13 protein-coding genes are annotated in these 13,937 nt (G+C 66.7%); 3 read left to right on the forward strand and 10 right to left on the reverse strand.

The genetic code is table 11. The annotated features are described in order from the left end of the window. Positions 1 to 84: 84 nt before the first annotated feature. On the forward strand, positions 85 to 1,071 hold the full coding sequence (locus tag ABDW49_RS21710; protein ID WP_343615169.1) for an esterase-like activity of phytase family protein: 987 nt from the start codon (positions 85 to 87) through the stop codon (positions 1,069 to 1,071). A gap of 6 nt (positions 1,072 to 1,077) precedes the next feature. Here the strand turns inward: ABDW49_RS21710 and poxB are convergent, their stop codons facing one another. The 8 genes from poxB to ABDW49_RS21750 all read right to left on the reverse strand — a co-directional run bounded on the left by poxB (position 1,078) and on the right by ABDW49_RS21750 (position 9,847). Next, a complete protein-coding gene (gene poxB / locus ABDW49_RS21715; RefSeq protein ID WP_343617351.1) occupies positions 1,078 to 2,802 on the reverse strand; it encodes a ubiquinone-dependent pyruvate dehydrogenase in 1,725 nt (574 codons plus the stop codon). A 171-nt stretch (positions 2,803 to 2,973) separates the two neighbouring features. Then, entirely contained in the window at positions 2,974 to 3,735 is a 762-nt protein-coding gene (locus ABDW49_RS21720) for a creatininase family protein (protein ID WP_343615171.1), read from the reverse strand. A 119-nt stretch (positions 3,736 to 3,854) separates the two neighbouring features. Then, positions 3,855 to 4,463 carry a nucleotidyltransferase family protein gene (locus tag ABDW49_RS21725; protein ID WP_343615173.1) on the reverse strand — a complete coding sequence of 203 codons (609 nt, stop codon included), beginning with the start codon at positions 4,461 to 4,463 and terminating at the stop codon, positions 3,855 to 3,857. After that, entirely contained in the window at positions 4,460 to 5,482 is a 1,023-nt protein-coding gene (locus ABDW49_RS21730; RefSeq protein WP_343615175.1) for an XdhC family protein, read from the reverse strand. Before ABDW49_RS21730 ends, ABDW49_RS21725 begins: the two co-directional genes overlap by 4 nt. Further along, positions 5,482 to 7,689 carry an aldehyde oxidoreductase molybdenum-binding subunit PaoC gene (gene paoC / locus ABDW49_RS21735; RefSeq protein WP_343615176.1) on the reverse strand — a complete coding sequence of 736 codons (2,208 nt, stop codon included), beginning with the start codon at positions 7,687 to 7,689 and terminating at the stop codon, positions 5,482 to 5,484. Before paoC ends, ABDW49_RS21730 begins: the two co-directional genes overlap by 1 nt. Continuing rightward, positions 7,686 to 8,636 (reverse strand): xanthine dehydrogenase family protein subunit M, encoded by a 951-nt coding sequence (locus ABDW49_RS21740; protein WP_343615177.1) that lies wholly within the window; start codon positions 8,634 to 8,636, stop codon positions 7,686 to 7,688. Before ABDW49_RS21740 ends, paoC begins: the two co-directional genes overlap by 4 nt. Next, positions 8,633 to 9,268, reverse strand: a complete 636-nt coding sequence (gene paoA, locus ABDW49_RS21745; protein ID WP_343615178.1) for an aldehyde dehydrogenase iron-sulfur subunit PaoA — start codon at positions 9,266 to 9,268, stop codon at positions 8,633 to 8,635. Before paoA ends, ABDW49_RS21740 begins: the two co-directional genes overlap by 4 nt. Positions 9,269 to 9,424: 156 nt before the next feature. Then, complete coding sequence (locus tag ABDW49_RS21750; protein WP_343615179.1) at positions 9,425 to 9,847, reverse strand: hypothetical protein; 423 nt, start codon at positions 9,845 to 9,847, stop codon at positions 9,425 to 9,427. 94 nt (positions 9,848 to 9,941) lie between these two features. On the opposite strand from ABDW49_RS21750, the gene ABDW49_RS21755 reads away from it, so the two are divergent. After that, on the forward strand, positions 9,942 to 11,963 hold the full coding sequence (locus ABDW49_RS21755; protein WP_343615181.1) for an energy transducer TonB: 2,022 nt from the start codon (positions 9,942 to 9,944) through the stop codon (positions 11,961 to 11,963). Between the two features lie 11 nt (positions 11,964 to 11,974). Here the strand turns inward: ABDW49_RS21755 and ABDW49_RS21760 are convergent, their stop codons facing one another. Then, the gene (locus tag ABDW49_RS21760; protein ID WP_343615183.1) at positions 11,975 to 12,217 is read right to left on the reverse strand and encodes a hypothetical protein; all 243 of its coding nucleotides are present in this window, start codon (positions 12,215 to 12,217) and stop codon (positions 11,975 to 11,977) included. Positions 12,218 to 12,224: 7 nt separating this feature from the next. Beyond that, positions 12,225 to 13,289 carry a Glu/Leu/Phe/Val dehydrogenase dimerization domain-containing protein gene (locus tag ABDW49_RS21765; protein ID WP_343615185.1) on the reverse strand — a complete coding sequence of 355 codons (1,065 nt, stop codon included), beginning with the start codon at positions 13,287 to 13,289 and terminating at the stop codon, positions 12,225 to 12,227. 125 nt (positions 13,290 to 13,414) lie between these two features. Between ABDW49_RS21765 and ABDW49_RS21770 the strand changes: the two genes are divergently transcribed. Further along, positions 13,415 to 13,897 carry an Lrp/AsnC family transcriptional regulator gene (locus ABDW49_RS21770; RefSeq protein WP_343615187.1) on the forward strand — a complete coding sequence of 161 codons (483 nt, stop codon included), beginning with the start codon at positions 13,415 to 13,417 and terminating at the stop codon, positions 13,895 to 13,897. Positions 13,898 to 13,937: the final 40 nt, after the last annotated feature.

Genomic DNA, 13,937 nt, shown 5'->3' on the forward strand with positions numbered 1-13,937 from the left:
TGGTAAAACGTTTTACCTTCCCGCTGAACCCGCTAAAGGGCGACCGGTAACGCTCCCATGGTGAGGTTGATTGTGAAGCGAGGAATGATCTGGCTGATCGCGGCGGCGGCCCTGCTGCCTGCCGGGCATGTCGAGGCCGGATCGCCCAGGATCCACGTTCACGCAACGCCGGTCAGCTTGAATGCAGCGGATGCCGGTCAGCAGCAGTTGGGCCGTCTGCGCTTTCTGGGCGGGGTGGCGCTGCGCTCATCCGATCCGCATTTCGGGGGCCTGTCCGCGCTGCGCTGGTATCGGGGGCGTCTGCTGGCCATGAGCGACGAGGGCGCCGCCTTCTATGCGATGCAGCCGCGCGAAAGGCATGGGCGGCTGATCGGCATGGGCGCGGTGAGCCGGACCTTCCTGCGCGGGCCTGACGGCAAGGTGCTGACCGGAAAGCAGGAAACCGATACGGAATCCATGGAGGTGAACCTCCTGCATGGGCGCCGGGGGGATGCCAGCATCAGCTTCGGTTTCGAACGCCATGACCGGATCTGGACCTATCGCCTGCGCGAGGGCCTGCCAGTCGGCAAGCCCGTCCCCATGACGACAGCCCCCGGATGGTTCGCGCGGCAGCCGGACAATCTGGGCGTCGAGGCCATGGCGGGCAATCGGCAGGTCAGCCTGCTGATCTCGGAAGGTCTGAAGACGCTGGACGGGCAGGCCAGTGCCCTGCTGTTCAGGCCAGGGATCGCCGGGCGCGTCCATCCCGCCGATCCGGTCGAAATCGGCATTCCCGCGCCCGGCGCCCGGCGCCCCAGCGAGCTTGCGATGATCGACCCGCATCACTTCCTGATGCTGCGGCGGAGCTGGAGCGAGGCCGAGGGCTTTCAGGTCGAGCTCGATGCCCTCGATCTGAACGCGGATCGTGCCTCCATCCACCGGCTGGCCGAGTTCAAGCCCCCCATCGTGACGGACAATTTCGAGGGCATGGCCGTCCGCAAAGAAGGCGGGCGCGTGGTACTCTACATCATCGCCGACGATAATTTCGAGAAGAAGCAGCGCACCTTGCTCCTGAAATTCCGCCTCGATTGAGGGGGCCTAGCGCAGCAGATTGGCGGCGGCCAGTTCGACCAGCTCGTCGCCCCTGCCGTTCAGCACGGCCTTGAGCATATAGGCGGTGAAGCCCTTGGTCATTTCGGCGGTGATGCGCGGCGGCATGGCCAGCTCCATCCGCTCGACCTGCGCATCGATCACCACCGGCCCGTCATGCGCCAGCGCCTCGGCAATGCCCTGTTCCAGCGCGGCGGGATCCGCGATAGGAATGCCCTTGATCCCCACGGCCTGTGCCAGCGCGGCAAAGTCCGGATTGTCGAGCGTGGTGCCAAATTCCAGATAGCCCGATGATTTCTGCTCCAGCTCGATAAAGCCCAACGAGCCATTGTTGAAAATCAGCACCTTGACCGGCAAATTCAACTGCTTGAGCGTCAGCAGATCGCCCATCAGCATGGTAAAGCCGCCGTCGCCCGACAGCGAAATGACCTGCCGCTCGGGAAAGGCTGCCTGAGCGCCGATCGCCTGAGGCATCGCATTGGCCATCGAGCCATGCCAGAAGGAGCCGATCAGACGGCGATGGCCGTTCATCGCCAGATGGCGCGCGCTCCACACCGTGGGCAGGCCGACATCGGCGGTGAAGATCGCGTCGCCTGCGGCCTGACGGCTCAGTTCGTCGACCACATGCTGGGGGTGCAGTCGTCCGCCCGCCTTGCCCGTCGCCTGCCGGTCCAGCGCGGCGCGGCTGGCCTCGTAATGGGTCAGAGCGGCGCGCAGATGGTCCTCGCGGCGGTCCCGGCTCAGTTTGGGCAGCAGCGCGCTCACCGTATGCTTCACATCGCCGACCAACCCCAGCTCGATCGGCGCGCGCCGACCGATCGCCTCGGGCCGCAGGTCGATCTGGGCGATGCGGGCATCCTGCGGATAGAACTGGCGATAGGGGAAATCGGTGCCCAGCATCAGCAGAACATCGCAGCTCCCCATGGCGTGATAGCCCGAGGCAAAGCCGATCAGCCCGGTCATCCCCACATCGTAAGGGTTGGCCCATTCGATATGCTCCTTGCCGCGCAAGGTGTGGACGATGGGCGCCTGCAGCCTTTCGGCCAGCGCCACCACCTCGCGATGCGCGCCCACCACGCCGCCGCCGCACAGCAGGGTCACCCGCTCGGCATCGTTGAGCAGCGTGGCGAGTTGATCGAGCGCTTCCTCGGGCGGCACCACGATGGGGCGCGGCAGGCTGAGCGACACAGGCTGAGGCACAGGTGCCGCCGTTGCCGGTTTCAGGAACACATCGCCGGGCACGACCAGCACCGCGACGCAGCGTTCGGCCACGGCGCGGCGGATCGCGCTTTCGATGGCGCGCGGCATCTGCGCCGGGTCGGAGATCAGCTCGCAATAGGAGGAGCAGGCGCGGAACAGCTCTTCGGGGCGGGTTTCCTGAAAATAGCCCGATCCGATTTCCGCCGAGGGAATATGCGCCGCGATCGCCACCACCGGCAGGCGCGAGCGATGGGCATCGAACAGCCCGTTGATCAGATGCAGATTGCCCGGCCCGCAAGACCCCGCGCAGACCGCCAGCCTTTCGGTGGCATGCGCCTCTCCGGCGGCGGCGAAGGCTGCGGTTTCCTCATGGCGGACATGCAGCCAGTCGATCCCGCCCTTGCGGCGCAGCGCTTCGGTGAGGCCATTCAGGCTGTCGCCCACGATTCCATAGATCCGGCGCACGCCGGCCACGGCAAGGGCTTCGACCATCTGATCGGCAACTGTCGGCATCATCGTCTCCTTGCCATAGCGGGCGGGGCTTGGGGTTACGCGTCGGGATGAAGAAAGGCCCCCTGCCGCCAGGGCTCGCTTTTGCGCCGATGGCCAGGGGCAGGGGGCAGGGATCGACGGGCGTCGCGGGAGGGGGGGCATGTCGACGCCCGTCGCGGGGGGAGCTGGGGGTTACTCCGCCCCGGTCAGATCGGTGACGATGTCGGCCAGCGCCTCGATCACATAGCCCGTGATCGCCTCGCCCTTGGCCGCCGTGGCCAGCGTGGGGTCTCCGGCGACGCCGCTGCCGCAGGTGCGCTCATGCATGCTGCGGTAGAGCGTGGCACGCTCGCCCTTCAGCAGGTCTCCGCTGGCCCAGTCGAAGGTGTGGGTGCAGAGCGGGGCGCCCGGCACGATCTCGCGCACCGCATCGGGGGCAGCGTGAAGCACGATCGAGGTTTCGAGGTCCCCGGCATGGGAGTCCAGTCCGACGACGCCCTCGCGCAACTTGCGCAGTTCGGGCCCTACCAGCAGCCACCAGCCCGCCAGCACGATCCGGCAGCCGGGATGGGTGGAGCCCACCTCCTCGGCGATCAGATTGGCGACCGCCTGATTGCCCGCATGGCTGTTGAACAGCACCACATTCTTGAAGCCATGCGCCAGCGCCGAATGCAGGATCGCGGCGACATAGGCCTGAAACGCCGCATGGCTGACGCTGAGCGTGCCCGAAAAATCCATATGGTGGTGCGAGCAGCCCACGCTGACCTGCGGCAGGATCAGCACCTTGTCACCCAGCTTGCGGTCCAGCTCCTCAAGGAAATAGGCGCCGATCAGGGAGTCGGTGGCCAGCGGCAGATGCGGCCCGTGCTGCTCGACCGCGCCGATGGAGAGGAAGAGCGGCGTGGCCCGGTCGATCGCTTCCAGCTCGCGGGTGGTGAGGTCCTGCCATTTCATCGCTGCAACTCCTGATGGGTGTTTTTCGTTGAGCCGCTTGTGCCGCAAGCCCTGCGAAAAAGCCCGTTAGGCGCTGTGAGCGAGCGTTAGCCCTCGCTGTTGGGGCATGCCGGGCGCCTCTAATGACCGGAAGGCGGCATACCGGCCATGCGCGATGCGGCGCGAAGGCGTGCCAATCGCAAATCCTCCGGCGTATCGATATCCTGCAACTCTGCCGCATCGATGGAGAGCGCCAGGGCGAACCCCGGCTGGTTGAGCAGATGGCGTGCACCCACATCGCCGGTCAGCGCGGCCAGAGACGCCATGCGCCCGGCCCCGAAACAGGCTGGCGGCCCCAGCCTTCCATCGGGATAACGGCATGCGCTCACCCTATCCTCCGCCGTCCGGTCGAGCAGCATGCGCAAGGTTGCCGCTTCGACAAAGGGCATGTCGGCCAGCATGATCAGCAAACGCGCGGCATCACATCCCTGCGCCCGGTCCACGGCAAGCCGCAAGGATGAGGCCATGCCCGAGGCTGCGTGAGGATTATGCACCACCTCCACGTCCGGCCCGACCCAGCCGGGCCGGCGACCGTCCGAGATGAAGCAGACCATGGCCCCGAGACTCTGTGCCGTTGCCAGCGCCCATGCCCCCAGCGGTCGTCCGCCCAGATCGCGATCCAGCTTGCCGCCGCCCATGCGCGCACCCGCACCAGCGCCCAGCACGGCCACCATCACCGGCTGGCTCATGCCTCCATGCGCGCCAGAGTCGGTGCGGCATGCTCATCGCCCGCAGCGGGGAGAGCGCGCCAATGCGCGATGATTTCGGCCAGAATGGAGATCGCGATCTCGGGCGGTGTCATCGCTCCGATCGGCAGGCCGACAGGTCCGCGAATGCGGGCCAGCGCATCCTCGGCAACACCCATGTGGCGCAGCAGGTCGAGGCGCCGCGCATGGGTACGGCGCGATCCCAGAGCGCCGACATAAAAGGCTGGTGTGCTCAGGATGTCGGCCAGCACGCCTGCCTCATCGTCGTGATCGTGCGAGAGCAGCACCGCCCCTGACCAGCGGTCGAGCCTGTGCCAGCCGGCCTGTGCCCAGGCATGGACCGATTGCGGCTGAAATCCATGCTGCGCCAGCAGGTGGCAGGTCAGTTGGTCGGTGCTGATCAGTTCTACGTCGATCTCGCAAAGGCGGCACAGGCTGGCCAGGGCCACCATGACATGCCCCGCGCCCGCGATGGTGATCCGGCACGATGGCGTATAATGGCGCAGAAACGCATCCGGCGCGGCCTGCTCCCCCTCCATCAGCCAGTGGCGGTGGGCCCTTGTATCGATGGCCAGCGTGAGCGGACGACGTTGCGCGCGCGCCGCGATCAGCTCCCTCACCAGATCCCGCGTCAGCCCCGTGTCGAAATAGACATCGATGGACGAACCGCAGGGCAGGCGCAGGTCGATAAAGCGCGATCCCTGCCCATAGCGCTCCAGATGGCAGCGCCGGTCCCTGATCGCCTGCACGGCATCGAGTACAAGGCTCGGCTCGACGCAGCCGCCGCTGATCAGTCCCACCGATGCGCCATCCTCACGCACGGCCAACTGGCTGCCCAAGGGACGCGGCGAAGACCCGCTGACACCCACCAGCGTGACCAGAGCGACCCGCTGCCCCTGCGCCATGGCCTCGTCCAGAAAGGGCAGTACCCAGTCGGTGTAAACCGCGCCGGGGCTGGCGGAGAGGCCCGCGCCAGCGTTGGCGGAGAGGTCCGCCGCCATCAAACGATCACCGGCAGATGATCGAGATGCTTGTCCAGCGTGATGGGATAATCGCGCACCCGCACGCCTGTGGCGTTGTAGATCGCATTGGCAATGGCCGCGCCCACGCCGCACAGCCCCAGCTCGCCCACGCCCTTGGCCTTCATGGGGGAGGATTTGTCGTCCGGATAATCGAGGAAGATCACCTCCTGATGGGGCACATCGGCATGGACGGCCACCTCGTAACCGGCCAGATCATGGTTCACGAAAAAGCCGAAACGCGGGTCCACCGCCAGCTCCTCGCTCAGCGCCGCGCCGACGCCCATGGTCATGGCGCCGATCACCTGGCTGCGCGCGGCGGTGGGGTTCAGGATGCGGCCCGCATCGCACACGGCCAGCATGCGGCGGATGCGCGTCTCGCCGGTATAGCCATCCACCGCCACCTCGACGAAATGGCTGGCGAAGGTCGATTGCTGATAGGTCTTGTCCAGCGTGCCATATTCGATGATGTCCTCGGCGGCGATCGCCCCATCCCGCGCGGCCTGCGCCAGCGGAAGGCGCTGGTTTCCGGCGATGACCATGCCATCGGCGAAATGCGCCTCCTCGCCCAGCCCCAGCTTCTGCGCCACCATGGCGCGCAGCTTGACGCAGGCGGCATAGAGGCCGGCGGTGGAGTTGTTCGCCCCCCATTGCCCGCCCGAACCGGCCGAGGCGGGAAAATCGCTGTCGCCCAACCGGACGGTCACCGCTTCGAGCGGCACCCCCATCATCTCGGCGGCGGTCTGGGCCAGAATGGTGTAGGTGCCGGTGCCGATGTCGGTCATGTCGGTTTCCACCGTCAGCCGTCCATTGCGCTCCAGCCGGATGCGCGCCGCCGATTTCGTCAGCAGATTGTTGCGGAACCCCACCGCGACACCCATGCCGATCAGCCAGCGCCCTTCGCGCTGTTGCCCCGGTTTGGGATTGCGCTTCGACCAGCCGAATTTTTCCGCGCCGGTGCGCAGGCATTCCACCAGATGGCGCTGGGAGAACTTGCGCTCCGGCTTGGTGGGATCGACCTGCGTGTCGTTGAGGATGCGGAACTCGACCGGGTCCATGCCCAGCGCTTCGGCCATTTCGTCCATGGCCATTTCCAGCACCATCAGGCCGGGCGCCTCGCCGGGTGCGCGCATGGCATTGCCCTCGGGCAGGTCCAGCGCGGCCAGCTTCATGAAGGTCTCGCGATGGGGGGCGGCATAGAGAAGCTGGGTCTGCTGGACCGCCGATTCCGGCTTGCCCTCTGCCAGATTGCCGCTGATGGAACTGTGCGAGATCGCCGTCAGCCGTCCGTCACGCGTCGCGCCCAGCTTCACGCGCTGGATGGTGGCGGGGCGATGGGTGGTGTTGTTCATCATGAAAGGCCGGGGCAGCGCGATCTTCACCGGCCTTTGTGCCGCCTTGGCCGCCAGGGCCGCCAGCACCACATCCGCGCGGATAAACAGCTTCCCCCCGAAACCGCCACCGATAAAGGGCGAATCCAGCCGCACATTCTCCGGCTTGATGCCCAGCGTCTTGGCCAGACTGCCCTTGCCCCAGGCGATCATCTGGTTCGATGTCCAGACGGTCAGCTTTTCGCCTTCCCATGATGCGATGGTGGCATGGGGCTCCATCATCGCATGGCTCTCGTCGGGGGTGGTGTAGCGGCGGTCGATGGTCACCGGCGCGGCGGCAAAGGCGCTGTCGAAATTGCCGACGCGGTGGATCGCGGGCTGCCCATTGCCGCCGGGCACCAGCGGCGCGGCATCGGCCGAGGCGGCCAGATCGAACTGGCCCGGCGAGCGGGCGTAATCGGTGCGGATCAGGGCGGCGGCGGCGCGGGCCTGCTCGAAGCTGTCGGCCACCACCACGGCGATCGCCTGATGGTAATGCACCACCTGATCGCCGCCAAAGAGAGGGGCCGCATTCATCATGCCAAGCGGCAAGGGCGCGGCATGATCGAGCGTGGTCACCACCGCCAGCACGCCCGGCGCCGCCTTGGCCGCCGCCACATCCATGGCCGTGATGCGCCCCTTGGCGATGGCCGCGCCGACGACAAAGCCATAGGCCTGATTCTTCGCCACATCGTGCCGTTCATAGGCATAGGGCGCGGTGCCGGTGGTTTTCAGCCTGCCGTCGATCCGCGATGTGGCGCGGCCGACGACCTTCAACTGGTCGATGGGGTTCTTGCCCGCTGGCGTGTCGAACTTCATGAGCGCGCCTCCACCATCACGCCCGCAAGGGTGCGGGTGGCCAGTTGCAGTTTGAAACGGTTGTCCGCCGTCGGGCGGGCCTCGGCAAAGACCTGGGCGGTGACCGCCTGCGCGCCGCGCGGCATTGCCTCTTCCGCCGCCTCGATGCGCCATGGCCGGGGGGCGACCCCGCCAAAGGCCACCCGGCCCGAGCCATCGGGCTGGATCACCGCCGCCACCGAGACCAGCGCAAAGGCATAGGAGGCCCTGTCGCGCACCTTGTGATAGAGATGCCGTCCGCCGATGGGGCGGGGCAGGGTGACGGCGGTGATCAACTCACCGCGCTTCAGGCTGGTTTCGAGATGCGGCGTATCGCCCCACAGGCGATGGAACTCGCCGATGGGGATCGAGCGCACCGCGCCCTGCGGATCGACCGTCTCGACATGGGCGTCGAGCAGGCGCAGCGCGACCGCCATATCGCCCGGATAGGTGGCGATGCAGGCATCCGACACGCCGATCACCCCCAACTGGCGCGACACGCCGCCGATCGCCCCGCAGCCCGAGCCCGGCTGGCGCTTGTTGCAGGGCTGGTTGGTGTCATAGAAATAGGGGCAGCGCGTGCGCTGGAGCAGATTGCCCGCCGTGGTCGCCTTGTTGCGCAACTGGCCCGAGGCGCCCGCCACGATGGCCTTGGTCAGCACGCCGTAATCGCGCCTCACTCGCATGTCCGAAGCCAGCGCCGTGTTGCGCACCAGCGCGCCGATGCGCAGGCCGCCTTCCGGCGTCTCCTCGATCTTGTCGAGCGCCAGGTCCTGCACATCGACCAGATGGGTGGGTGTCTCGATCTGCAGCTTCATCAGGTCGAGCAGATTGGTGCCGCCCGCCAGAAATTTGGCGCCCGGCTTGCGCGCCACGGCGGCGGCGGCCTGTGCCGGGCTCTGGGCGCGTTCATAGGTGAAGGCCTTCATGCGCTTGTCCCCCCGACCTGCAGCATCGCTTCCATGATGTTCGAATAGGCGCCGCAGCGGCAGATGTTGCCGCTCATCCTCTCGCGCAATTCGTGGTTGGAGAGGGCGGGGGCGGCCACGATGTCCTCCTGCACATGGCTGGGCACGCCGCGTTTGATCTCGCCCAGCACCGCCACGGCGGAACAGATCTGCCCCGGCGTGCAATAGCCGCACTGGAAGCCGTCATGCTCGATGAAGGCGGCCTGCATCGGATGGAGTTTTTCAGGCGTGCCGAGCCCCTCGATGGTCGTCACCTTGTCGCCCTGATGCTGGAGGGCGAGGCTGAGGCAGGAATTGATCCGCTCGCCATTGACGATCACCGTGCAGGCGCCGCACTGCCCATGGTCGCAGCCCTTCTTGGTGCCGGTGAGGCGCAGATGTTCGCGCAGCGCGTCGAGCAGGGTGGTGCGCGTATCGAGCTGCAGATCGTGGCGCGTGCCGTTCACCTCCAGCGAGACGGGCATGGTGACGGGCACATCGCCCCTGGCTGGCGCCGCCTGGGCAGGACCGACATGGACCAGAACGGCGCTTGCGGCGCTGCCGCCGATCAGCACGCCTCTTCGGGAAAAGCCGAAAGCATCGCTGGAATCCATGGTGTCTTCCCTCCGCTGCCGGGGCGATGGCGCAGTTTTGGCCCGCCCCGAAATCCTGTCATCAGGGGATAACACATGAACATGGCCAGCGGTTTCCGTTTATTGATGCTTCCAGCGGCATGACGTCATGAGCAGGCTTCACGAATGGCGGCTCGTTCAGGACGGCGCGCGGCATGTCCGGTAGAAATCGGCGACATCCTCGGGGCGCAGGGGGCGGCGCCAAACCGGGCATGCATGGCCTTGCGCATCGACGATGGCGGCCATGGGCAGGCCAAACCCCTGCCCGCCATAGCGCACCGCCAGCGCTTGCGCCTCGGCTGCGGGCATGGTGGTCACCTGCGAGGCCAGCGCCGGGGGGACAGCGATCGGCCGGTCGACCCAGGCCAGCACGATCCGGTCGGGCGCGACCATCGCGGCCAGACGCGGCAGGTTGCGCCACTCCGCCATGCAGGGCGCGCACCAGCGGGCGCCCAGCAGGATGACCCGCCGCCCGGAGTCCTGGGCCCGAAGCGATGACGGCAACACCATCATCAGAAAAATTGCGGGCACCAGACTGAACAGGATGGACGATCTTCGCATGGGTGCTTAGTAGTTGAATGAATTGATGTCTGTAAACAGGAGGATTTACGTGAGATCCTGGTTGTTGGTTGCGTTTATTTTTGCGCAGGGCGCCGTGTTGCAGGCACAGGAACAGAAGGAGCCGGTCGCGGCGCCCGCCGGCAAGGTCAGCCTGCAGGACCGGTTCAACACCGCCAGCGAGGCCTGGGAAAAGAACGATTGCGCCACCGCCGTGCCGATCTTCACCGCGCTGGCCGGCGATCCGCATTTCAAGCCGGGCAGTCTGCCGGGGTCCGTGGTCGGGCTGCGCCGGGGCCTGTGCCTGATCCGGACAGGGCATCAGGATGAGGGTGAGGCCATGATCTCCGCCGCCCTGCCGGTGGTGCGCGCCAAGGGGCAGGGCTTCGATGTCGATATCGCCATGGCCGAATATCAGCTTGGCGTGCAGGCCATGTATCGCTGGGACCATGATACGGCGCTGGCCCATCTGCGCGCTTCGCTGGCGCTGGAGCATGGCACCGGGCGCCTCGATGCGCTGGCCCGCATCGCCCAACTGACCGCTTTCGACGGCGGGCGTGAGGGGCTGGACGCGGTGGATGAGGCGCTGCGCCTGGCGCAACCGGCAGGCGCCACGCCCAGCAAGACGGCGCTGGCGGAGTGGCACACGCTGCATGCGCGGATTCTGCTCAATCAGGGCGATGTCAAAGGCGGGCGCGCCGAATTGAAGGCGGCGCTGGCGCTGTCCGGCGGCGAAAAGGACCATGTCACGCTGGCCGAGGCGCTGCTGCGCGCCGATGTGGCGCAGGCCGCGATGCTCGATCACGACAAGGATGAGGCCTATAAGTTCATGGCGCTGTCGGGGGCGGGGCGGATCGACAAATCGCCCTTCGTCAGGGCCCGGATGATGGAGCCGCCCAGTTGCGGCCCCGACACCGGCCTGACCATGGAGGACAGCGCCGTGGTGGAGTTCAGCATCGGGGATGACGGCATGGTCAGCAGTGCCCAGCCGATTTACGCCTCGGGCAATTACGCCAAGGCCACCGCCTTTGCCCGCGCGGTTTCCAACTGGGCATGGTCGCCGCAGGATGCGGCCAACATTCCGGCCTTCTTCCGCGCGGCCTCGCGGATCGAGCTGCGCTGCACCAATGCGGATGGCAATGGCAGCGGTGGCGCCTCGCCGCTGGCCCCGCTCCGCCACCGTTTCGACCAGTGGGCGCAGGGGGTGGCTGTGTCATATCTGCCTGCCCAGACCCTGGCCGATGACAAGCCGCTGACCTGGCCGGTGCTGGTGACGGCGGTGCAGGCCGCGCAGGACCGCAAGGATGACGCTGCCGAACTGGCGCTCCGCACGCTGTTGGCGCCGCGCGACCTGCGCCCTGTGGCCACGGTTCGCGCCTCGATCGACCGGGCCCGCGCCCTGACGCAGGAATCGCCTCAGGCGCCAGAAGTGCGCAATGCGGCGCTGGTGCTGCTGGCCGATGTGGTGCCCGAGCAGCGGGATCGCCGCAGGGATGATGGCACGGCCGCGGCAGCCCAATTGATGTTGGCCGATGATCCGACCCTGGCTCAGGATGCTCTGGCGCAGGATACGGCGCTGCTGCTGTCGGTGACGCGCCGCGCCAGAGGGTCCGACAATCCGAAAACCGCCGAGACCCTGCAGCGCGTGGCCGGGGATACGCGTCTGGGCGATCATCACCCGCTGCGCCAGTTCGCCCAGTTGCGGCTGGCCAATGATGCCGCCCGCAAGGGCGATCTGGCTCAGGCCCAGACCCTGTTCGCGGCCACCGGGCTCAGCGCGGAGCAATGCGCCCTGATCGGCCCCAAGCCCGCCATGTCCTCCAACGGGGCGGGCGCCACGGCTTTCCCGATGGATGCATTGCGCTGGGGCTTCGAGGGCTGGGTGCGCACCGAGTTTGACATTCAGGCCGATGGCCATACCGCAGGGGCGCGGGCGGTGGTGTCCTATCCGCCCTTCATTTTCGCCAATGCGGCCCAGCGCATCCTGAATGGCGCGCGTTACCAGTCGAGCTTCCGCCCCGATGGTGGTGCCGCCTGCAGCGCCAACAATGAGATGGTCAAGTTCACGATCCCCAGCAATATGAACACGGTCTCCGTGACGACCAAGAAGAAGGTCTGAACCTTCCGGGGTCAGCGACCAGCCAGAGCATGGCTGGTCGCTGAGAGAACCGCGATCATATTGCCCATCCGGGCGCAGATCTGCGTGGCGACGGCCTCATCCAGCAGGGGCATGTCGATGACGATCTCGAGATCGTCATCGACACAGATGGCACGCACGGCGGCCGGCACGAGCCCACGCTGGGCGAAAGGGTCGAGCAGGCGAACCAGCGCGGCTGCCTCGGCCTCCGCGCGGATCTGGAAGCGGGTGAGCATGGCGGCGTCAGGCAGGCACCCGTTGTGCCGCGGCGATGATGGCGCGGGCCATGTCGTCGGCGATGGCATGGCTGGGGCGGTTGTCGCGCGCGGCTTGCTGCAGGATCTGCTCGACCCGGCCGGGGATCGTCGCGATGCGCGCCTGCACCTCTTCCACGGTCTCGCCCAGATATTCCGCCGAGACATTGATGATCCCGCCAGCATTGACCACATAATCGGGGGCATAGGCGATGCCGCGCGCAAACAGGGCGTCGCCATCCTCGGCCGTTGCCAACTGGTTGTTGGCGCCGCCGCACACCAGCGCGGCCTTGAGGGCGGGGATGGTCTGCGCGTTCAGCACCGCGCCCAGTGCGCAGGGCGACAGCACATCGGCCTCGACGCCAAGGATCTCCTCGACGGAGACGACGCTGCCGCCATGCGCCTCGGCCACGGCGCGGGCACGGGCGGGATCGATGTCGGCGACGATCAGACGCGCGCCAGCTTCATGCAGCAGCGAGCACAGATGCGCGCCGACATTGCCGACACCCTGCACGGCCACCGTCAAGGCATCGAGATCGCGGCCCAGCGTATGGCGGGCCGCCGCCTGCATCGCCTTGAAGATGCCCAGCGCGGTCCAGGGCGAGGGGTCTCCACCGGCACGTCCCGCCTGACGGGTGAGCCCGGCGACATGGCGCGTGTGGCGGGCGACCTCTTCCATGTCCTCCACGCTGGTGCCCACGTCCTCGGCGGTGACATATTGGCCGCCCAGCGCCTCGACTGCCTCGGCAAAGGCTGCGAACAGCGCCTTGCGGTCGAAGTCACCGGCGGGCCGCTGCAACACCGCCTTGCCCCCGCCCAGCGGCAGACCGGCCAGAGCGTTCTTGTAGCTCATGCCGCGCGCCAGACGGATGGCGTCGGTCATCGCATCCTGATCGGAGGCATAGTGCCAGAAACGGCAACCGCCCGCTGCGGGCCCAAGCGCCGTCGAATGGAGGGCAATCACCCCCCGCGCGCCGCTGGCGGGATCATCGATCATCTGCAGATGTTCGGGCAGATGATCGGCGGACGTGTCGTGACGGGCGGATTGCACCATGGTTCCATGCTCCTTTGATGGGGCATAGGTATCACGCTCGGCCGTGATAAAAATTTCTTATATCGGCCTTATGGTGGCGTTATGGAAATGATACATTCCAGAAATGGCAATATATGGATAAATTTATGCTGGATGATCTCGATGAGTATGAAAGACGCATTCTGGCGATTCTGCAGGTGGATGCCTCGCGCTCGACCACCGATATCGCTCAGGAGATCGGCCTGTCGCAGGCGCCCTGCTGGCGCCGCATCCAGCGGCTGAAGGATGAGGGCTATATCCGCGCGCAGGTCTGTGTGCTCGATCGCCGCAAGCTGGGGCTGCGCGCGCAGATCTTCGCGCAGGTGAAGCTGAACGCGCATGGGCGCGCGCATCTGGCCGAATTTTCCGATGCCATCCGGGGCTTTTCGGAGGTGCTGGATTGTTTCGTGCTGATGGGCTCGACCGATTTCATGCTGCGCATCGTCACGCGCGACATCGAAACCTATGAGCGCTTTTTCTTCGACAAGCTGTCGCAGGTGCCCGGCGTGCAGGAAGTGACCTCGATGGTCGCCCTGTCCGAAATCAAGTCGACCACGGCTCTGCCGCTGGAACTGGTCGAGCCCGAATAGCGCCCCATGGAAAAGGGGCACCCGTCACACGACGAGCGCC

It is taken from the genome of Novosphingobium sp., assembly GCF_039595395.1.
In the GTDB taxonomy this organism is placed as follows: Bacteria; Pseudomonadota; Alphaproteobacteria; order Sphingomonadales; family Sphingomonadaceae; genus Novosphingobium.